The 21585-nt window shown below is 59.0% G+C and carries 17 protein-coding genes, 1 tRNA gene and 1 pseudogene; 8 read left to right on the top strand and 11 right to left on the bottom strand.

Going from position 1 to position 21585, the window contains the following annotated elements; genetic code table 11:
- Window positions 1-68 precede the first annotated feature (68 nt).
- From QKE52_RS00095 to QKE52_RS00060, 8 genes are all read right to left on the bottom strand, one after another.
- Window positions 69-1634, bottom strand: a complete 1566-nt coding sequence (locus tag QKE52_RS00095; RefSeq protein WP_070821147.1) for a mechanosensitive ion channel family protein — start codon at window positions 1632-1634, stop codon at window positions 69-71.
- Between the two features lie 43 nt (window positions 1635-1677).
- Window positions 1678-3276: an ABC transporter substrate-binding protein gene (locus tag QKE52_RS00090; RefSeq protein ID WP_232745382.1), complete on the bottom strand. Its 1599-nt coding sequence runs from the start codon at window positions 3274-3276 to the stop codon at window positions 1678-1680.
- Window positions 3277-3324: 48 nt separating this feature from the next.
- Window positions 3325-4398, bottom strand: a complete 1074-nt coding sequence (locus QKE52_RS00085; protein ID WP_049156865.1) for a trimeric intracellular cation channel family protein — start codon at window positions 4396-4398, stop codon at window positions 3325-3327.
- Window positions 4399-4498: 100 nt separating this feature from the next.
- Window positions 4499-4855, bottom strand: a complete 357-nt coding sequence (locus tag QKE52_RS00080; RefSeq protein WP_070510638.1) for a hypothetical protein — start codon at window positions 4853-4855, stop codon at window positions 4499-4501.
- 74 nt (window positions 4856-4929) lie between these two features.
- Window positions 4930-5379, bottom strand: a complete 450-nt coding sequence (locus QKE52_RS00075) for a type II toxin-antitoxin system antitoxin SocA domain-containing protein (RefSeq protein ID WP_070517348.1) — start codon at window positions 5377-5379, stop codon at window positions 4930-4932.
- Window positions 5380-5496: 117 nt separating this feature from the next.
- Window positions 5497-5570 (bottom strand) — tRNA-Ile (locus QKE52_RS00070).
- Window positions 5571-5677: 107 nt separating this feature from the next.
- Window positions 5678-6217: a hypothetical protein gene (locus QKE52_RS00065; RefSeq protein WP_347947781.1), complete on the bottom strand. Its 540-nt coding sequence runs from the start codon at window positions 6215-6217 to the stop codon at window positions 5678-5680.
- Window positions 6218-6323: 106 nt separating this feature from the next.
- Window positions 6324-6698, bottom strand: a complete 375-nt coding sequence (locus QKE52_RS00060) for a hypothetical protein (protein WP_230308877.1) — start codon at window positions 6696-6698, stop codon at window positions 6324-6326.
- A 197-nt stretch (window positions 6699-6895) separates the two neighbouring features.
- Here QKE52_RS00060 and QKE52_RS00055 point away from each other — a divergent pair, with 197 nt between their 5' ends.
- Window positions 6896-8224, top strand: coding sequence for an AAA family ATPase (locus QKE52_RS00055; RefSeq protein WP_347947779.1), 1329 nt, complete (start codon window positions 6896-6898; stop codon window positions 8222-8224).
- 65 nt (window positions 8225-8289) lie between these two features.
- Here the strand turns inward: QKE52_RS00055 and QKE52_RS00050 are convergent, their stop codons facing one another.
- Window positions 8290-8862, bottom strand: coding sequence for a PIN domain-containing protein (locus tag QKE52_RS00050; protein ID WP_049156827.1), 573 nt, complete (start codon window positions 8860-8862; stop codon window positions 8290-8292).
- Window positions 8863-8920: 58 nt separating this feature from the next.
- Window positions 8921-9364, bottom strand: a complete 444-nt coding sequence (locus QKE52_RS00045) for a helix-turn-helix domain-containing protein (RefSeq protein WP_347947778.1) — start codon at window positions 9362-9364, stop codon at window positions 8921-8923.
- 359 nt (window positions 9365-9723) lie between these two features.
- On the opposite strand from QKE52_RS00045, the gene QKE52_RS00040 reads away from it, so the two are divergent.
- The 7 genes and pseudogenes from QKE52_RS00040 (at window position 9724) to QKE52_RS00010 (ending at window position 19997) form a co-directional block, all read left to right on the top strand.
- On the top strand, window positions 9724-11988 hold the full coding sequence (locus tag QKE52_RS00040; protein ID WP_293776525.1) for a DEAD/DEAH box helicase: 2265 nt from the start codon (window positions 9724-9726) through the stop codon (window positions 11986-11988).
- Window positions 11989-12341: 353 nt separating this feature from the next.
- Window positions 12342-12998 (top strand): annotated as a pseudogene (locus QKE52_RS00035) (hypothetical protein); the annotation flags it as partial.
- A complete protein-coding gene (locus QKE52_RS00030) occupies window positions 12991-13224 on the top strand; it encodes a hypothetical protein (RefSeq protein ID WP_070545535.1) in 234 nt (77 codons plus the stop codon). The pseudogene QKE52_RS00035 and the gene QKE52_RS00030, both read left to right, overlap by 8 nt.
- Window positions 13225-13360: 136 nt before the next feature.
- Window positions 13361-14833 (top strand): DUF3375 domain-containing protein, encoded by a 1473-nt coding sequence (locus QKE52_RS00025; RefSeq protein ID WP_046647073.1) that lies wholly within the window; start codon window positions 13361-13363, stop codon window positions 14831-14833.
- On the top strand, window positions 14830-15495 hold the full coding sequence (locus tag QKE52_RS00020) for a DUF4194 domain-containing protein (RefSeq protein ID WP_046647072.1): 666 nt from the start codon (window positions 14830-14832) through the stop codon (window positions 15493-15495). Before QKE52_RS00025 ends, QKE52_RS00020 begins: the two co-directional genes overlap by 4 nt.
- Entirely contained in the window at window positions 15488-18886 is a 3399-nt protein-coding gene (locus tag QKE52_RS00015; RefSeq protein ID WP_347947777.1) for an ATP-binding protein, read from the top strand. Before QKE52_RS00020 ends, QKE52_RS00015 begins: the two co-directional genes overlap by 8 nt.
- Complete coding sequence (locus QKE52_RS00010; protein WP_347947776.1) at window positions 18873-19997, top strand: DUF3322 domain-containing protein; 1125 nt, start codon at window positions 18873-18875, stop codon at window positions 19995-19997. The genes QKE52_RS00015 and QKE52_RS00010 overlap by 14 nt, the downstream gene beginning before the upstream one ends.
- Before the next feature lie 82 nt (window positions 19998-20079).
- Here QKE52_RS00010 and QKE52_RS00005 read toward each other — a convergent pair.
- Window positions 20080-21585 (bottom strand): AAA family ATPase (locus tag QKE52_RS00005; protein ID WP_347947775.1); only part of this gene is annotated, 1506 nt, incomplete at its 5' end.

Below are 21585 nucleotides of genomic sequence, written 5' to 3'. Positions count from 1 at the left end.
TCTCGTGCGCCCTCTCCAAGCGTCTCTCTCACCTCTCTCTGTGCAGCGCCTCTCGGCCCCCTTCGGGTCTACATCTCGGCGGAAGGCTCCGAGGCCCCTTCAGTAGCGGTAGCCTGTGCGCCCTCAGTGGGCGCGGGAGTTTCGGAGACCCCTTCCTCCGCTGGTGTTTGGGTTGTCGGTTCCCCTGGATTCACAGGTGCGTAGACGGCTTCACTGTCCGGGGTGTTTTCAGTGACTGTGCCCTGCACGCTTTCCACCGGCTCCTCGGGCGTCGAGACATAGGTAGGCTCGTCCTGTGGCGCGGTTTGTGGCGTTGGCGAAGGTTCGGAGGGCTGAGTGGACTCGGACGTTGTCTCTGATTGTCCCATCCAGCGCGAGGGTGATAGCCACCCGGCATTCTCCACGCCGTCTGGGTTGGCGGACGCTAACAGCAGCACACTGATCGCGCCGAGCCCGGCGATAAGCCCTGTGGTGGAGCGACGCACGCGCCCGCCAAGCGTCCAGAAGGAGTCCCACTTGTTCTCCGGCTTATCCGCGCGCCAGATACCGCGGCCGTAATCATCCTCTTCCTCGTCGTCGGGTTCGGCCGAATAGGCCGGGCGCCCTGGGCCGTCATCCTTGCTGTCTTGCGCTTCGGCGGCCGCGTCAGCGACAGCGTCAGCGGCGATAGCTTCCGTCTCGGACGCCGAGCTCTCTTGTCTCGACTCGGTGTTAGCGCCTGCCGCCGGCATGACGGTGGTGGGGGCATCGGCATCCACCGCGCCGCCCAGCACCTCCAGGACTTCACCCGCGACGTTTTCAGTGTTAGGCAGCTTGTACAGATCCCAGAAGGAAGAAAGCAGCGCCGAGCGGATCGCGCGCTCCACCGCCCACTGGCGTGCGGGGTTGACCTGCACCAAGACGCGGTACTTCACCTGCCATGGCTGGCCGGCCACCGTGGGAGCAACCAACCCAGTAGCGGGCAGAACGTCGAGCTCACCAGCCACGTCCGCGCGGATGTCCGGGGTATCGATGGCGCGTTGTGAAATCTTCTCTACCTGTTCGGTCAGCTCCTGCACGGAATCGCCCTCATGGACCGGGATGGCAATATCCACCACCGCGCGCGACCACTCTTGCGAGTAATTTGTGACCACGCCCGCCGAACCGTTCGGCACCATGACAACTTCACCGGTCGGCGTACGCACCGTCGTCGTGCGCAAGGTCAGCGAAACGACGGTGCCCTCCACGCCGGTCACTCCGTCGAAGCTGACATAGTCACCCACACCGAATTGCTTTTCCGAGAGGATAAAGAAACCGGCGAGGAAATCACCGATGATCGACTGGGCGCCGAAACCGACGGCAGCCGAGACCACGGTTGCCGGGATGGCCGCGCCCAGGGGAGGCACTCCAACGTTGGCCAGCGCCGCCAACACGAGCAGGAAGTACGCCACCGCCTGTGCCACATAGACCAGCGCGCCGGCCAGCGCCAAGCGCGCCTTGGTGGACTCTTGGTTTTCATCGAGGCGGGACTCAATAACCCGCACCGCCAAGCGGCCGATGCGCGGGATGAGAATCGCCAACAGCAGCATTCCTAGCAGTGGCAAACCATGGTCAACGAAGGCCTGCCAAATGGCGAAAAAGTAATACTTCAGCATTGCGCCAAGCCTAGTCCTACAGCCTGACAGAACCCTTGGAATCTCAAGCGCGGTGGATGAGATAGTAGTTCGGAGTGGGCTTCCACGTGTAGCCAGCAGGGATGATGTCCTTGCCGTAGGCGCTGAATGCCTTAGTCGTCCACAGCGGAATCGCCGGCATCTTCTCCAGCAACAGCTCCTGGGCCTGCAAGTAGTACTCCTGGGCCTCCTCCCGGTCCTTCGCCTGGCCTACCTTCTTCAGCAACTCGTCATATTCGGTGCTGCGAAAACCTGACTCGTTTTCTGAGGAATAGGAGGCAAACAGCGGCACCAGGAAGGTCGACTCATCCGGAAATTCCGCCTGCCAAATCGTCCTGAAAGCACCGGTAATGTGCCGCGCTGTGACCTCTCGACGCAATTCCTTCAAGGTCCCAAATTCCTTGCTTTCGGCGAGCACACCGAGGGTATCCGTCACCTGCTGAGCCACCGCATCGACCCACGTCTTGTGGCCGCCATCGGCGTTAAACGCGATGCTGAACGTCCCCTTAAAGGGGTCTAGCTTCTCCGCCTGTTCCCACAGCTCGCGGGCTCTATCCGGCTGGTAGGTCAGCACGTCAGCACCTTCCGGCGCAGGCGGTGGGGAGCCGAAGAGCGGCGCTACGAAGCTGTTGGCCGGAGTCACTCGGTCGTGGAAGATGTCCCGCGCAATCTTTTCTCGGTCTACCGCCATGGACAGGGCCCGGCGGCGCAGGCGGCCAGCCTCGCCGCGGAAATTGGCATCGTTGGCGGGAATGGTGATCTCCATGATCGAACCGCCAGGCTTAGTAAGGGCCCGCGCGCCGAGCTCCTTTTCGAAGCTTCCGAGCTTCTCCGCCGGGATGCGCGTCAGCACGTCCAGCCGGCCCGCCACAAGATCCTCGTAGGCCTGCTCCTCCGAGGCGTACACGACGAACTTAATGCCCTCATTCTGCGGGTGTCGCGGCCCTTTATAACGCGGGTTCGGCACGAGGGTCAACGCCTTCTCACGTTCCCACGAGGCCAACAGGTATGGCCCGCTGCCAATCGGGTCCGTGCCGCGCTCACTCAGCTTGTCCTGATCCGCAGAGCGCATGGGGAAAAAGACGGAATAACCCAAGCGTTCAATGAAGCCCGCCGTGGGGCGCGAGAGCTCAATGCGGAAGGACTTCTCCCCCGTCACCGTCAGCCCGCGCATCTCCTTCCTGCCTTCATTGAAACCGAGAATCGGCGCAAAGTGATGTGCGGAAAGCAGGGACTGGCGCACTGCCGTATTCCACGTATCGACGAAGTCCTGCGCGCTGACCTTCGAGCCATCGGAGAACACCGCGTCTTCACGAATCTGCACGTCAAACGTGGTGTCATCAACCTGCGTGACGGATTCCGCCATGTCGTAATGGGCGCCGCCGTCCTTATCCAGGTACATCAGGCCCGAGTACACCAGGTTGATGATGGTTTGGCCTGGCACGTCGTTGGAATCGGCCGGGATGAGGGAGCGCTGCGGCTCCGAGATATCGGTAGTAATGAGATTCATTCCCGAGGTATCCATGCGCTCCGGTTCCGTTCCGCAGCCCGCCAGGGTGGGGGCCGCAACGCCCGACACCGCCAGCGCCGCGAGCATACCCAGAAAAGAACGCCTCGACGTCACGCGTCCATCACCTCACTTTCATCACTAGGTTAAAGCATTTCTCAGGTTCTAATCATCTCTTTTTTCATATCGGCGCATGAGTCTTTCCACCAATTCATCGGTGAGCTGATCATCAGCCAAGATGCGATCCAAAAGCTCGCGCGGCGTTGGCCCCTCAGCGCTCTGTTCCTCGTAGGAGTCACCGCTTAGGTCCACACCGAAGTCGGAGGACTCCGCTTCCGCGACGGCCGGCTCCATCATCTCCGACATCTCTGCGACTTCCTCGTTGAAGGAGTCGAGGAACTCGGAGGCATCGATGGCGGCTTCCGCACGGCGCTTGCCGGCTCGGACTTCGCGCTCGATGCGGCGTTGCAGGGCCTTTTCCATCTGGTTGTGGCGCCAGGAGCGAAGCTTCGTGGGCTCTAGACGACGCCCCACGGCACGCCCCTTGCTTTCCGCCTTGCGCGCCATGACCATGACGTAGGCCGCGGTGTCATTGACCGGCGCCCACTCCTGGCGTGCAGGCACGCGCCAGCCCGCCCAGATGCCCAGCATGGTGAGGACAAAGGACACAACCGGCCCGAGAATAACCCCCCACGCCAAGTAGCCGACCGAGTCTGCGCCCAAGACCACCAGCGCGCAGGCCACCGCGGGGATCACGGTGGGGGTGTTATCACCAAAGACGGCGGGCTCGCGCCCCATGGCGATGTCACGGATCATGGAGCCGCCCGTAGCCGTGAACACGCCCATCATGATGCAGGGAATCAGGGGCAGGCCGTAGGCGATGGCTTTGAGCGCGCCTGTCGACGCCCACAGGGCCGAGACCACCGCATCACCATGCGACTGCACGTAGTCCCATGTCTTGCCCTTGAAGTAGACAAAGCGGGCGATGATAGCACCGGTGAACGCCAGGTAGAGATACTCCGGCTGGCTCATCGCGGCGACGGTGCCGCGGTTGATGAGCACGTCACGGATCATGCCGCCGCCGAGGGAAGAGAACATCGCGATGAAGAAGAAACCCACGATGTCATAGCCGCGCTGCCGGGCCATGGTGCCACCGATGATGCCCATGAGGAGGACACCTATGATGTCGGACCAGTAGTACAGCGACTCGATCAACGGGTCCATCTCGACAACGCTCATGGTGGTCATCGTATCGGGTGCTAAGCAATCTCTCGCATTGAGGAGCTATTCCTTGCAATGCGCCGCCTAGCTGGCGGACCGCTAAGGCTCAGAAAATGAGCTAATGCATGTAGAGCTCGTTGTAGGCTTTCTCAATCCAAATGACATAAAACACTTCCCCGTCTTTCCAGCCCGCGAAAGGAAGATTCCCTTTGTGACGGTAAACCCGGAATTTCTCCACATCCTGAAATTGCCGCGGAATCTGAGGCTTGATAGCGCTTGCCGGAATAAACTCTGAGCCGAGTCCGTGCCTGGGATGCTGTGCCAGCTCTTTCCATGAAAGCACTGACCGCTTGTGCCACTTTTCCAGAAACTCTGCGCGCATTGAATCATCTAGTTCTTCGAAGCCCCACCCCTGCTGCAGGAATCGCGTTGACAGGAGCGGATAGTCAGCCCGCGAGCTACGAAGAGCATCCACGACGCTTGAATCTGGGGCGCTCCTCACCCCTCTGGTTGGCCTACTCCCCCGTCGTTTACTTTTCGTGCCCACAGCTAGCAGAAGTAGTTCTTCAGATCGGCATCAGTTATTTCTAACCCGCGTTTGCCCTCCACGAAGTTCTTTTTCCACGGCGACTCGGTGTGGGTTTTATTCCGCAGAGCCCATGCAGAGTAGGGGCCATACTTATCCCATACCTCAATCAAGTCCTGCTCAACGTCGCGGTAATCATCCCAGTCGAAATCATCCGAGACGAACTCATCGGGGTCTATGGGAAGCTTTCCGTAGTGCTTAACGTCATGGTAGACGTCCACGACTACTGGACCATGAGCCCAGGCTTCCATTCGTTCAGGAAAAAGCGGCAGGCCGTCGGAGGAGCGCATATGCAGCCCTTTGGCGTAGTAGAGAAGCTTTTGAAGCTTGAGCTGCGTAATGTCAGCATCATCAGTTTCATCAGCCCACGCTACAAACCATTCGGCTATTTGCCGCGCCGTAAATTGCTCCATGCTTGCCCTCCTTCCGCTTCCCGCTAAGAGTACAACAGGCCCAAGACATGTGAACATCTCAATGTTGGATCGAGCGCGAAACACCTGCTTAAAGGAGAGCATAGAAGCTCTAAATTGTGGGGCCACCGGGGCTCGAACCCGGGACCAACGGATTATGAGTCCGTAGCTCTAACCGACTGAGCTATAGCCCCGCGTATTCCCTACCCACGCAACCCACGCCAGTACTTAACTGGTGCGCCACGTACGGCAGCGAATCCGCTCCCAGCAACATTAATCGGCAGGCCCAGAAAACGGCAATTTAGGGCTCGTCCTGGCCGAGCTCCTCGCCTGGGTTTGCCTCGTCCAGGTCTCCCGGGCCTGAACTCTGCGCCTGGTCTTCGTCAGCGACCTTCTGCCCCTTCACCGACACAACGACCCCGATAACGTAGGAGGCGATCACCCCGAAAACGCTGAGCCAAAAGAGTATCGAGGACAGGTCTAAGGCCCACCGACCGACAATCTGGGTGAAGGCGGATTTCACGCTCTCGTCGGTATCGCCGTAATCGACCAAAAAGAAGCCGGCCAGGAAGAGGAACACGGTCACAGCAATGAATGCCCACGACTCGCGCCACCCGAAGGCCTTGTACGTTCCGCCCCCTTCATCTTCCTTCGGGGTACGTACGGGGATGAGCCACAAAACTAACAGCGCAAGGACCACGATGCCGCCGGCCGGAAGGGTAAAGAATGCGAGCCATCCGCCGACACCAAATATGACCCGCCCCAAAGCAAAGAACGCCGCGCCTAACAGGCTCATGACAAGCGCCGCGACGGAGCTGATCTGAACGTTCCGATACTTCATGCCAAAAGCCTAGCGTGCATCGCCGCTACTTTCACCTACAAAACTGACGACGCTCAGCCCTAGACCCACTACATACTGGCTTCGGCCTCTGCGTCAGTTACCAGGCCTATTCTTTCTTTTTCATTTTCCTAGCTTGCCTGCGCTCGCGTCTCCGAGCACGTTTTGCTTTGCGGATATCCACTACCCAACGCGGAACAAATGGCCACGGAAGCGGAATCCCGAACGCGCCTGTAAAACCAATGACTCCGATGACGAAAGCTGCCATGATCGGGGCAAGCAGCACCGTTTCGGCGGACTCTGGGAGGTTCATATTTGCGACCAGCCCTGTGGCACCGGCAGCGCCCATGATGAGCGTGCCGTAGGGATAAATGAAGAGCACACCATCACTTTCGGCGCCTTCCGCATCGGCTGAGTCGTACCATCTTTCCGACCTGGGAGTTTTTCGCACGCCCCGGATGTAATAGGTCCAATAAAGAGCCATGACAATCACTAACCCGAAACATACGAGCAGCTCAGTAGTATCCCCACCCATAGGACGTGGCCTCCTGTGGTTGCTTTTGCGGTACGCAACAAACGCTACCAGCGCCGGCTGGGTTAAGGCATGGGGCGAGAACTCAGCGCCCGAACCTAGGACAGAATTGTCTGATGAAGAATCTGGGAGCTTGTAGTCTCGTGATCATGAGGCTCCTTTCCTTTAGCGTGTCCAACTTCCGCAGCATCCGCGCCACCCAAACGCTCACGCTCTACCACGACTGGCAGCACTCCACCGCCCCGGAAGAAGGCTGGGCGCAGGTTAGCGATCCCATCACCGTTCTCATCGGCCCCACCGCTTCCGGCAAGAGCAGCATCCTCAACGCCCTCGCTTTCGCTCTGCTCGCCATCGAGTCCTCCGCCACCGCCTGGCTTGCCGACGCCCCACCCAACCAACTCCCCCACGCCCCGTACCGCCTCAACCCCCGCACGCAACGCCTGCCCAGCACCTTTGAGCTGGAGTTCGAACTCGATGGCGTGCGCTACCTCTACGGCTTCCAGTGGAGCTTTACCGGCGTGCACGCCGAGTGGCTCAGCCGCGTGCCCTCTACCCGCTGGAGCCCCTGCTTCGCGCGGACTCGCGGGGAGGAGGTGCAGTGGACTAAGTCCTTTATGGATGAGGGGGACGTCGCCAAGCTTGGCCCCGTAGATGACACCGAGCTGCTCTTGTCCGCCGGACTGCGCGATGAGCACCCCATCCTCGCCCCGCTGGCCCGCGCCCTGGTGCACGACGTGTCCTACCTGCCGCACGGCCATACCTCCATGAGTACTGCCTCCCGCATCACCACCCTCATCCGTGAGGGCAAGCTGCACCTGCATGAGGCTGCCGCGCTGCTGCGCGCGGCCGATTCGGGAATCCACTCCGTGCGGCTGAACCAGGACCACATCCCCGAGCACGTCTTCCGCCAGATGCGCCCGGTCATTGATGCGCTCAGCCGCAGCGCCGGCAGCATCCCCCGACCAGACGAGTTCCAGGCTTACTCCGATGCAGAGATCGAGTCCCTACTGCACTCCATCATCGTGGAGCACAAAGTTGGTGACTCCTACTACGCGCTGAAGTTGACCGATGAATCCGGGGGCACGCAGAATTGGATGGCCACCGCTCCCCTGGTGTTGGACACGTTGCGCCGCGGTGGGATCCTAGTGGCTGATGAGCTGGATTCCGCCCTGCGCCCAGCGCTGTTGGATTTCATCATCTATGCCTTCCGCGAGCCCAGCATCAACGTCAACGGCGCGCAGCTCATCTTTGCCTCCCACGCCTTCAGCGTGCTTGAGCGCTCCAGCGAACTGGGCCTGCGCCCGGAGAGCTTTTGGTCGGTGGAAAAGACCGATGCCGGCGAATCGGAGCTACACAACCTCAGCGAGACATCCGTATCACTCGACAACCCCGACGCCACCCACCGCTTCCTGCGCGAGCGCTACGGCACTGCCTCCCGTGAGGCTCTCGGTGCGCTGCAGGAGCTTGTTAGGGCTTAAGAGTGCGGGCTATAGCACCACCGACCACTGGAAAGTCTGCGGCTACAAGCGCTGAGCGGATGAAACTAGCGCTGCGCGAGCGCCTGCAAGGCTTCACGCACAGCGCTGGCAAAGTTGTCGCAACCCGCTCTCCTCAGCGCATCGTCTAGGCCCTGAAAGCCCTTCCTTTTCTGCCAATACTCCAGCTGCTGACTCGTACATTCAATCACTAAGTTTGGAGCGGAATCGCGAATGAGCATGAGGAATGCATCCGCATTCATTATCTCGTAGCGCTGCTCGCTGGCAGTTATGGTTATATCCTGGGGCGAGTTATCAGTAAGGATGATGTCGGCTTGTGAGGTGAAAGCCGCCGCGTGGACATGGTAGTCATGACGATCCAAACCGTCGAAAGGCATGTCTCCGGGAAAATCATCAATGATTTCCTCCATCACCGCACCGATCTTCTCGACACGGTCCTTGATAATTCTCCCAGGTGCTGTGGGATGTTTCCGCCGCAGCGCCCGTACCGTTTCCGCAAGCACGTCTTGAGACGTATAGAACACAAACATGTCTCCAGATAAAATCTGCAGCGCAAAAAGCCAATCTAGGATTGTACGGCTCACTAAAATGTTTGCGTCAACGAATACCTTTTGCGGCATGTTCTCGAGGATAGTAACCGCGTTAGCCCAGTGCAGTTTCTAGCAGTTCACAATGCACCTAGGACTGTGAAAAGAAACTCTCGTTCTCCTCTTCGAATGCACGCCATTCTTGGAACGCTTTCACGCGTTCCTCAGCGCGCTGGCGCTTCAACTGCAGGACATCCTCACGCTTAAACCGCGTATGTGTTCCGCGCTTGTGGGTAGCTATCCTTCCTTCCTTTGCCCATTTCATGAGCGTTGGACGCGAGATGCCTAACAGCTCGGCAGCTACTGTACTGGTGAGCTCCTCAGGAATGCGAGAGATTGTGACTTCCCCTCGCTGCGCAACAGAAGCCAAGACCTGAGAAATCAATCGCTGAACATCACGCGACAACGGGACTGGGCGCCCGTGCTTATCTGCTACCCGAAAGCTCGCTGCCTCGAGAGTCTGCAGCGACTTCAGCTCTTCGAGAGTAGTTTCTTCGATTATGAGCCGATCGTTGATGAGTGCAGAGGCAGTCATCAGCACTCCTTTCCCAGCGTGACACTTACACCTGAAACGCCTTTCGCTTACAAGTGAAACTTCCCTCAAGGATAACCAAGTTGCGCACGAATGGCTAGAGGCCACCTCAATGCTCCACATACTGCGCATGTCCGGCACACCTGTCAGAATCAAGGCTTGTCTTTTGAAGCGCGCAGCCTATCACTGCGACCCCAGTCGCCCTCTGCAAAAAGCTCTGGAGCCTACGCGGCTCCAGGCGACAACGTTCCGGTGACCGGATCGTCGTGCGATTAAGTCTAAGCAATACAACGCCAAACCGACAAGGCATTTAGCCGCATGCCGTCATATAAACTAGTTCCGACGCACAAGGAACACACGCCATGACTGAACAGGAACGCCTCGAAGCGCTTGAAGCTCGCGTTAGCGAACTAGAATCCCAGGTAGCCCAGCTGCTGCAGGCCCTCGATCATGCGCCCTCGCGCCCTAGTCCCGCAGACACACCGCCGCCGGCTAACGTTCATTCTGAAAGGCGCTCACCGGAGGAGAAGATTGCGCTCTTCATGGATTACTTCGCGGGGAGGACAGACGTCTACGCAGTGGCTAAAAATACTGCGGAAAAGAAGGCCTGGTATCCGGCCAGCAATGGCTACTATGACCGAAGAAACCCCGACCTGAAACCCTTAACACCGAAGGTGATCGAAGGGCATTTGCGCCGGGACAACCACTTCCACGTTGGTCTTTACCCACTGTGCACAGATGATAGCTGCCGGCTGTTAGTCTGCGATTTCGACGATGACGACTTCAAGCAAGCCGCCCGCGCCTACTCCGAAGAATGTAAGAACCATGGACTCGATCCACTCATAGAGGTTTCACGCTCTGGGAACGGAGCTCACGTCTGGGTATTCTTCGACGAACCTATTCCTGCCAGCCTCGCCCGTTCCGTGGGCATCGGACTTCTTGCCAAAGCTAGCCCGGATTCCTACTTCTCCAGTTTCGACCGTTTCTTCCCTTCCCAAGACACTCTGCCGGCGAAAGGCCGCGGTTTCGGCAACCTGATTGCCCTCCCATTGGCTGGCCACCATCGATCCGAAGGCACAACGGTCTTCGTCGACAGTGATTTTCAACCTTTGTCAGACCAATTCGAGGCTTTGGCAAGTACGAAGAAGTCAACACTTTCCGAGCTCAAGAGAATCTACGCTGCGCTTCAGCCTGATCCCGAGACATCCCTCCCCCAGGCACCCACCCGCGCAGAACTAAAGAGGCTCAAGGCTTCTGGGAAAGTCCACGTCACCCACGATTCGCACGTCCACGTCGATTTATCGGGCGTCGACGCCACCACTCGTTCGGCCCTGCGGCACCTCGGCGCTATTGCTAACCCGCAGTTCTATATCAAGCAAGCCCAGCGTTTCTCCACCTTCGGAACTCCACGGATCATCGTGCGCTTTGATGAGAAGGACCAGATCCTCACGCTCGACCGCGGCACGCTCGATGACGTCCTCGATATTCTGAAAACCGCAGGATATACCGTCACCCGCCGCGGCCATACACCGAAACCACAGCGCATCGATGCATCCTTCGCCGGCGAACTACGCCCCTACCAGCATTCCGCCGTCACACAGATGCTCAAGCACAAGTCTGGAATGCTCATTGCTCCTCCCGGCACCGGTAAGACCGTCATGGCCTGTGCAATCATCGCGCAGCGGTCAGTGCCCACCGCAGTTATCGTCCCTTCGAGGGAGCTTGCTACCCAATGGCACAAAGCCCTCAAACAGTTTCTTCCAGACGTCCACGTTGGGCAATACTCCGGCGCTAAGAAGAAGCTCAGCGGCGTGGTAGACATTGTCACAGCTCAGTCCATCAGCCGTAGCGATTCCAAGACTGACTTTCTCTCCGGCTACGGCCACATCATCGTTGACGAATGCCACCGGGTCGGGGCTGCAGGTTTAACCAATGTCCTCGCGCAACTCAACGTTCGTTTTATGCTCGGCATGACTGCGACTCCGTACCGTTCCGACGGTCTTGATAAGTTACTGCCTCTCATTTGCGGCCCTATCCGCCATACCGTCGAGCTTGATCGCCCTGGGCAACGCAACTATGTAGTCCACAACACGGACTTCACCTACGATGCTCCTTACCTTTTCTGGCCCGACCTCGACACCGCTCTGGCGGTGGATGAGCACCGCAACCAGCTCATCGCCGATGTCATCACACAAGCCGCGCAGGGCGAGCACACTGTCCTCGTCCTAGTGAAAAGACGCGAACACCTCGCTGCCCTCAGCGCCTTGCTTACCGACGCCCCCTTCCCCGTCCTCCAACTCCACGGCGGACAGAAAGCCACTGAACGGCAGGCCGTGCGTGAACAGCTTGCCACCACACCGCATTTCGTCCTTTTAGCCATGTCCCAGGTAGCCGGCGAAGGCATCGATCTTCCCGCACTGGACACTCTTGTGCTGGCCGCCCCAGTAAGCTTCCGCGGCGTTGTCATTCAGCAGGTTGGCCGAGTCACTCGCGATACCGATGACAAGGAAAGCATCTCTGCCACCGTCCACGACTTTCTCGATGCCAACGTCCCTGCCCTCGCCTCGGCTTTCAGGAAGAGGAGCTCGACCATAGCCAAGCAGGGATTCACTCGCAACAACAGTTAGAGCTGCCCCATGGTTGACTGATTGCTACTAAGTTAGGGGATATGCACAACTGAAATCATTGTGCGTTGCTCGGGGGAAAGGTTAAAAGTGAGCAATGAAACAAATACGGACGCCACGTTCCTTTGCAAAAAGCGTCCCTTCTCAAATTCACAAATTGACAAGTTAGGGGAGTTCTATGTAGGAAAGCGCAGTACACCGCCCGATTGCCAAGAAGAAATCATCGCTTGGTACGAATGGCTCAAAGACGAAACTACGAAGCTCGTTTCGTCTGCGGTTCAATCCATAGACGCTGACGGTCGAGGACCTTTCGAGGCAGTACAATCTGCCCGAGTCAAAACTAGGTCAAAACTAGGTCATCCATCGCAGACAAATTAAAGAGAGGATCCCGCTTATCGGCGATGCAGGACTTCGCCGGTGTTCGTTTCGATTTGGGCGCGTCTCACTCTGTACTGCTAGATATTGCCAAGGCTATCGAGGTTCTAGTCAAGCAAGTCAATGCCGAAGTAACCATCAAGAACTATCTCTCTAATCCCCAGCGAGGATACCGTGCGGTGCATGTATGGATTACCAGCAAACCTACCGGTCGCGTGGAGATTCAATTGCGTACCCAGCTCCAAGCCGAATGGGCGAATACATTTGAAAAACTGGCAGACCTTACCGGCCGACGAATTCGCTACGAAGATGACTACCGCCCAGCGAATCCGGACTTGCAATCTATTTGGGCAAACTTGCTCGAAGTCTCCGACAAGTTCTACGGCATAGAGACAGATCTGGAGGAGGGATACGAATCAGCACAAAGTGGTTTGCAGACCATCGCCGCGACATCACGAGCCATCCCAGTAGACCCACGAGTACACAGAGAACGAGCCAAGTTCTATATGCACATGGCGAGCTATGAGTTAGAATTGGCAGACACTGCCGAGAACAACAATGAGACCCTCAAAGCGCTGAGAAAACTACAAGACGCCCTTCCTGGCCTGCCAATCGAAAGCGAACAGATTAATGACTGATTTCATAATCACTTACAAGCGTCGCTCAGGCGAGTCTTTCATCAAACAATTCTCGGACTCGACGCAAGCGCTTAAGGAACGCCTCCGCCGCGAAGCAGCGATCGACGATCCTGATATTGAGATCGCCCATATTTCAGCACCTTCCCTGGAATCCTTGAAAAAGTCGCATTCCCGGTATTTCATGGGCCGCGTAGAGATAGAAGACGACCAGGTGAACGCAGCTTAAAGCTTCACTCATGGCCCGCCGCCATGGGCGTGATTATTTCGACCTGCACTCTGCAGGTCGAATGCCAGACAGCGGGCTTCGAATATTTGAGCCAGTCTTCGCTGCGCATGTCCGGCACACCTGTCAGAATCAAGACATGTCTGTTGAAGCACGCGCCCTATCGCTGCGGCGTTTGATGCGCGATTCCGCCGCGATCCGGCTCCTGGCCGCGGATAACGCTCCCGTGATTCTGGCGTTGATCGCGGAGTACTTCCCGCGCGGCACCAGGGCACGCCCAGCGGCGGAGGTGTATGAGCTCATGGTCACCGATTTCGAGGTGTTGGCCAGTGAGTTTTCCATGCCTCGCACGCCGCAGAATTACTGCAATGACTGGGTCAAGGCCGGGTGGCTCATCAGAAAATCCGGAAAGAGCTCCCACGGTGAAACGCTCGAACCCAGCGAGGAGGCCCTGTCCGCGCTCGAAGCCATTGAGCGCTGGGAGGCACCGGTGACCACGGTGACGGCGTCACGCGTGGAATCGATTAGCTCCGCGCTGCAAAGGCTAGCGCGGGATACGAACGAGGACATTGCTAGCCGCGTAGCCAGCTTGGAGGAAGAACGCGACCGCATCGACCGTGAAATTGAGAAAGCCCGCCGCGGGCAGTTCGAAAGGCTCACCGCCGCGGAGGCAGAAGAACGCGTCCAAGACGTGTTGAACATGGCCATGGCCGTGCCGAGCGATTTCGCCCGGGTGCGCCACGAGCTTGAAGCCCTCAACCACCAGCTGCGCCGCCAGCTTTTGGATCCAGAGGGCTATCGCGGCGAGGTGCTGGAGGAGATCTTCAACGGCGTCGACCACATCGCGGAGTCGGACGCAGGGCGCAGTTTCCGCGGCTTCTATTCCCTCCTGATGGATAGGGAGCGCAGCGCCTGGTTGGACCAGTGGATCACGGAGGTCCTCGACAGCGAAGCCGGACAGGCGCTAGCCCCGGACAGGCGGCAGCAGCTGCGCAGGCTTTTTCGCGATATGGAGGACACCAGCTTCGAGGTCAACCAGACCATGACGGGGCTGGCACGCAGCCTGCGCAACTACGTCTCCTCCGAGCAATTCGCGGAGGACCGGCGCATGATTGAGCTGCTGCGGGAAGCCCGCGGCATGGCTATCGATGCCGCACAGAACTCCGAGCTCAAAGCCTTTCACCGGATGGAGACACCGCTGCAGCGCATCGGCATGTCGATTCACTCCGTCTCCCGCATCCGCCTGGCCAACCCGGGACGGGAAGTCGTGGAGGAAACCCCGGTGGCATACCAACCGGAGGCAGAAGACCCGCAAGCCCTGTATGAGTTGGTGCGCGAATCGGAGATTGACTTCGAGGAATTGCACGAGGCGATACGCGGGGCCGTCGCCCAGTCCGGCCCCTGCACGATTGGCCAGGTGCTGCAAGCCCATCCACCAACCCAGGGCCTTGCCAGCGTGGTGGGCTTGGTGCACATCGCCGACCAGCACCCGGTGCCCGTGCTACGTCCATCGCGTGAGAAAGTCACGTGGACCGAGGAGGACGGCACCGTGCGCTGCGCCCATATCCCTGCCAAGTATTTCGATCACACCACCGTTAAGGAGCTACAGTGACCGCCGCACACACTCCCCGCGTCGATTCCGCACACGAGCCACCGCTGTGGGAGCACGATAAAGGCTCGCTGACCTACCACTCGCGGCGCGCGTTAGTGCAGCTCCTGCAGGGCCCGCTCATTCGCGCGCAGAAGGAACCGGTGCTGTGGGCCGCCATCATCTCGGATGAGGAGAACCTCCGCGCCCGGCTGCATGAGGTGTTTCTGGAACTCGTCGTGGACGAGACCGAGGGCTTCGCGTTTACCCGGATGGTGGAGGAAGAAACCTTGAGCATCCCGCAGGTGCTGCGCACGGACAAGCTCAAGCACATCGACACCGCGATCCTGCTGAACCTGCGCCAAGAGCTGGGGCTTGCGCTGCCCGGCGAGCGGGTCATCGTGGACGTCGAGGATCTCCGGGAGGGAATCGGTTACGTCCGCGCAGTGGACAACCGTGATGAAGCCGGTTTCAACCGCCGCTTCAACGCCGCCATCAACCGCATTCACAACGACTACTCCCTGCTGAGTGCTACCGAGACCGAAGGGCGCTTCGAGGTCTCACCGGTGCTCCGCCAGCTTTTCGACGCCTCCACCGTCACCGCCATCCGCGATGAATACGCCCGCCTGGCACAAGCCGATGAAGAGCAGGTAGACGAGGAAAAGGAGAAGGCTTCCGATGACTAGCCACACCAGCCTGTACCCCGGCCAATTCCGCATCAGCCGCATTCAGCTGATCAACTGGGGCACCTTCCACGGCTACTTCTCCATCCCGGTGGCGCGCAAAGGTTTCCTCATCACCGGCGGTTCGGGCTCCGGCAAGTCCACGCTGCTGGACGCGATGTCGGCGGTCTTGGTTCCACAGAGCCACCTGAAGTTCAACGCGGCGTCGCAGCAGGACCTAGGCCGGCACAACGGGCGCAGCCTGGTCTCCTATGTACGCGGTGCCTGGCGGCAGCAAGAAAACGCGCAGACCGGTGAGATCGCCCCCGAATACCTGCGGGAGGGCGCTACCAACTCGGTGGTTGCCCTGACCTACGACAATGGCGCGGGCAAGCAGCACACGCTCATAGCTATCTTCCGCCTCAACGGCGGTGAGAACTCAGTCGGCCAGATCAAGAAGTTGTATGGGCTGGTGCCGGGTGATGAGGACGTCGATAAGCTCAGCCCTTTGCTCACCCGCAGCCTGGACACCCGCAAGATCAAGGCCCTGTACAAGGGACCCGGCGTGTCCTTTACGCCGACATATGCCACGTTTGCGGATCGTTTCCGCAAACGCCTTGGCATCAAGAACGTGGAGGGCCAGCTGCTTCTTCACCGCACGCAGTCCGCGAAGTCGCTCTCCAGCCTGGATCAGCTCTTCCGGGACTACATGCTGGACAAGCCCTCGACCTTCTCCAGAGCGGAGGAGGCCGTGGAGCAATTTGAGGATCTGCGCCAGGCGTACCTGCGGGTCGAAGACGTCAAGGCCCAGATTGATACGCTCGCTCCCCTACCCCAGCTGCATGCCCAGCGCGCAACCGCGGAGGCAGATAAGCACAAAGCCGAGGCCATGAACGAGGCGCTGCCAGCCGTGCGCTCCCGCCTGGTGGCAGAAGAGCTGGACTCTCACATCCGTGCGCTGAGCGCCCAGCAGGTAGAAGCTCAATCCGAAGTGGAATCCCTCGAGGCTGACGTCGCCCACCTTGATGATGCAGAGCGCCGCGCCGCGATGGCCGTCTCCCAGCTCAGCGCCGGCGAGCTCGATGCCCTGCGCGCCAAAATGGAGACCGCCGACATAGAGATTGAACACCGCTCCAAAGAATTCCAGCGCCTTGCGGCTGCCGTGGGCGAGTGGACCGAACACTATGAGCTCAGCCCGCAAGGATTCGCAGAGCTGCAGGCCAACGCCCAGCTGCGCCTCTCCGACTTCGAAACCGACTCCGCCAATCTGACGAACCAGCAGCAGGAAGCCGGCGTGGCCGCCCGCGATGCGGCCACCGCCTGCGCCCGGCTCGATAGCGAGCTGCGCTCTTTTAGCTCGCGGCGCACCAACATCGACAAGGCCCTGGTGGAGCTGCGCTCCCAACTTGCCCGCGATACCGGCTACGCCGAATCCGAGCTTCCCTTCGCCGGCGAGCTCATCGACATCAGCCCGCAGCAGGCGGACTGGGAGCCGGTCATCCAAAAGCTACTGCACGGCTTCGCCGCTACGCTGCTCGTGCCTGAGGACGCGCGGCAAGCCATTAACCAGTGGGTCAACTCCCGCAACGTGGGTACCCGTCTGGAATACCGCACCATCCCGGAGTTCACGTCGGCGCCAGCCTCCGCGCGCAGCCCGCGGCAGCTCATCCACAAGCTGGAATTCCAGGATCACCCCATGACGGCGTGGGTACGCCAACACATTTCCCGCCGCTTCAACTATGAATGCGTGGAGTCGGTAGCGGAACTGGACAAGGTCACCACAACTCCCGCCGTTACCCGCGATGGCTTGGAAAGCCGCCCCAAGGACAAGGACGGCTCCACGCGTTTCATCAAGGATGACCGCACGCGCTTTGCCGGTACCGCATGGTACCGGGTGGGTTCCACCAACACCGCCAAGATTGAGCTACTGCGCTCCCAGTTAAAGCAGGCCAAAGCCACCGCCAGCGCCACCGCCAGGCAGGTCCATAACCTCAACCGGAAGATGGACATCCTGCGCACCCAGCGCGATAAAGCCCAGCAGGTGCTGGACTCGAGATTCCAGGACATTGACACCGCCTCCGCGAAAGCCCGCAAGCAGGACCTGCAAGCGCAATACGATTCCCTGGCATCCTCCCCCGAAGCCCAAGCCTTGGCCGCCGCACATCAGCACGCGAAGGAAAAGCTGGAGGCTGCCCGCACCCGGCTCAACCAGGCACAGAAACACCTCGGTGACGTCGAAGGCGAGCTGAAGCGCTCCACCGAGCGCCGCCGCATCATCGGCACCGTGCCGGAGATCGCCGACAAGGACATCGCGAAGGCCGTCGAGGAAGCCCTGCACAAGGGCAAGCGCACGCTGACCATCGATAACATCGATGCCCGGCGCGACGAGGTCCAGGCCGACCTGCAGGACGCCGCCCGCACCGCCGCGCGCCGCATTGAGGAGGCCAACGGCAAGATCGTCTCCGTCCTCCACGCCTACCTGTCTCAGTGGCCAGCAGAAGCCGCCGACCTGGAACCGCAGGCCAGCTTCGCTGGCGAAGGCATAGAGAAGCTGAAGTACCTACGAGCTGACCGCCTGGCAGATTTCCGCGCCCGCTTCCTGGAGCTGCTCAACGGCCAGACCGTCCAGAACCTGTCCCACCTGGCTTCCTCCCTGCGCCATGCGCGCAGCGATATCGAAACGCGCATGGAGTTCATCAACAAGTCCCTGGAGCGCTCGCCCTTCAACGGTGAGCGCACCCTGCGCATTGACGTCAAGGACGCCCGCGGCCAGGTGGTCCAAGATTTCCAGCGAGACCTGGATGCAGCTACCTCCCACAGCCTGGCCGAAATCAGCGAGGATGAGCACGATGCCGCCCTGCGGCGCTACCACGCCCTGGACAAGATTTTGAGCCGACTGGGCTCCAGCCACCCGGAAGATATCCGCTGGCGCAACGTGGTCTTGGATACCCGCCGGCACGTCAGCTTCATCGGCCGCGAGCGCTACCCCGATGGCACCACGGCCAATACCTATCAGGATTCCGCGTCGCTCTCCGGCGGCCAGGCACAAAAACTCGTCTTCTTCTGCTTGGCAGCAGCACTGCGCTTCCGCCTGGCGGAGCCGGACCAGGATGTGCCTACCTATGGCTCCATCATCTTGGATGAGGCCTTTGACCGCGCCGATCCCACTTTTACCCGCACGGCCATGTCCGTCTTTGCCTCCTTTGGCTTCCACATGATTCTGGCCACGCCGTTCAAGCTCATCCAGACGCTCTCGCCCTATGTGGATGGCACCATCGTGGTCAATTACGACGAGCCAATCATCAACGGCCGCCCACAGGCGCGCACGGGCTATTCGCTTATCGACGCCTCCACTCTCTCCACCCCCAACCCCGAACAGCCCCGCCCCGAGGAGCCCACCGATGCGGATGCCTAAAGACCTGCAGGTGCACGCGGCGAAATACCTGCGCAACCATTTCGCCGAAGCGCTCGCTGAACCGGATTCGCTGCACCTGGCGTGGCCGCTTCACCCGCCGACAGCCACGGCCGCCGCCCGCGATATTGGCACCACCCAAGACTTCATCCGCGCCTGGCAGCGCTGGCCGCACCAGGAGGAAGTCATCTACGAGTCACGCAATTGGTCGCGCGCGGGCCTGGGCACCAATAACGTCCCGACCCGCATCACAATCAACGGCGCCGAACGCATTGCCGCAGCCGCGGGCTTGGAACGCGAGTATTCCACCGCCCGGCAGCGCGCCCAGGACATCGCCGCCATCTTCCCGGAGTCCCCGGACTTCACCCACACCGTCCACCGCTCCTACAACCAGTGGAAAGACTTAAGCCCGTACGACCTGGATTGCCTGGGGCCGTGCCTGACCTGGCTGCGCGCAAACCCCAATTCCGGTGAGTGGGAGCGCGCCGTGCCGGTCGAAGGCGTGGATGGCAAGTGGATAGGCAACCACCGCCGCCTACTCCTCACGCTCCTCGCGCCCTTCGGCATCACGGACTTGGGCCTGCGCCGCAGCGACACCCGCCTGCGCCTGCGCTACCTCAACCACGCCCCGGCACTCCCCGATATCGAAATCCCCCTCGCCGACGCAGCCAAGCTCTTCCCCGACACCCCACCCCGGGTACTCATCGTGGAAAATAAGCAGACCTTCCTGGCCCTGCCCACGCTTGCCGACACCTCCCCTCCCACCATCGCCCTCCTCGGTGCCGGCACCGCCGCCCACCAATTCCAGGCACTGGACTGGCTCAACCACGCCGACATCACCTACTGGGGCGACCTCGATGCCGCCGGCTTTGCCATCCTCAACGCCGTGCGCGCCCACTTCCCCCACACGACGTCACTGCTCATGGACACCGCCACCGTTACCGAATTCCAGCACCTGGCCGTCCCCGACCCCGGCGACGGCTCCGCCACGCTTACCCACCTCACCACCGAAGAGCAGCGCGCCTACCGCCTGCTCTTCACCGAGGGCCGGCTGCGCATTGAGCAGGAGCGGATTCCGTTTGCGTATGCGAGCGAATCGGTGCACACGATGTGAATTCAAGACACTTCAAACTATTATCCCCGAAGCGCCATCTCCCAACGACAATCAGAATCACTGATTTACACCACTTAAACCGTCAGTGATTCTCCTCGACAAGCAATTTGAGATGATCCCATTCATCCTTGCCCAGAAGTCTATGCACCATCCGCTCCAAATGCACCGGATCGAAATAGTAGATGAACGTCAAAGTGGTGGATATGGCTGAGATAGAGGAGTGGCGAGTCCAGAGCGGATTATCCTTACTCAAGTAAGAATGACAGAGTTCATTTATGTTCCTAACCAGATTTGCCGGCAAGGGTTTCTGGGAAGTGTCCTGCATCAACATCTCGTTAACTCTGTTCCCAAATTTATCGTGGCCAGGTCTTTTGAATTCCGAAAAGACCTCCAAGATCTTCCGGCAGTAATTTCCCACGAGCAGGTCGACACTTTCGGTATTCGCGTCTTTCTGTATCGCGATCGCCGCGGAGCACACCTTGTATAAGGCTAGTTCATAGTCCGTGTTTATCTTCAAAGCTTGCTTAGGCCAAGGGGCTACTGCGGTGATCGGCAACCGTTCGTCAATTCTCGGCTTCTTATAGACTTCATATACCGCCACATTCGGTATTTTATGTGCTCTCTCACTTTTATTTACCCTGTGTCGAAAATTCGGTAGCTTTTGTCGGAGAAATTCACTGCTATGCGTGAAGTAACAAACCGACAAACGCCTCACGTCAAGACCGTCAATCACATCATCAATCAATCTAGAAATGTTGGCCTGTCGAGTTTCATCAAGCTCCGAAGCCAAGTCATCAAAAATTACAATTCCTTCCCCTATAGTGTCCCTCTTTTGCGGCTCATACAAGGTAGAACAAAAATACAACAAAGCCACCAGTTTCTTTTCCCCCTCGGACAGGTAGGTGGCTTTTTCGCCTAACCTCTTTAGTTCATACCGCGTTTCATCCTTAGATTGCTCAACTGTAAGGTTTCCCTCTCCTAAAACGAGCTTCAGCCCCTCGTCAATAAAATCCGCAACCCACTTTGTAGTTGATAATTTCCCTTGAGCTTGCCGTAGCGCAGCTTTCGCACTAACAAAGTCTTTTTGCGCCTGCTCCGCTTCAGAATCTGCTATTCTCCGCGCCCTCATGAGCTCGATCCATCCCGCTCCATCTTTGGAACAGCAATGCGCCTTTAGCTTTTCAACCGATTGAGCTTTTCTCTCTTCCAAACTTAGCCGATTCCTATTCACGGTCGCTACAGCCTCAACAAAACCTTGATAGTCGGAAGACTGATCAAAACTTTCGCCTATTATACTGGGGCACGCTATTGTGTCGGACGGATTGTCACGCCGTTTTATGGCACAGTCCCTAAATTCCTCAAGATAATTAGCATAGTCAGCCGCCGTTTCCAAAACTTTAGCTTTAAACATCTCGAAGCTATCAACTTCATCCCCATCACCAACCTGAAGCCTCCGGACGCATTTGACCCAGTCACTCAGCCTCCCCAACGATTCATCAGCAGAGTTGATTGCAGACTGAACCTTATTGCTTAGAGAAGCATTAGCTGCTCCAATTGCGTTTTCCAATAGTTCTAGACGATCTTTGGT

Origin of the sequence: Corynebacterium sp. c25Ua_47 (assembly GCF_039907205.1) — a bacterium.
Lineage (GTDB): Bacteria > Actinomycetota > Actinomycetes > Mycobacteriales > Mycobacteriaceae > Corynebacterium > Corynebacterium hiratae.
The sequence above is the reverse complement of the archived record's forward strand: the minus strand, read 5'-3'. Positions and strand labels throughout refer to the sequence as shown.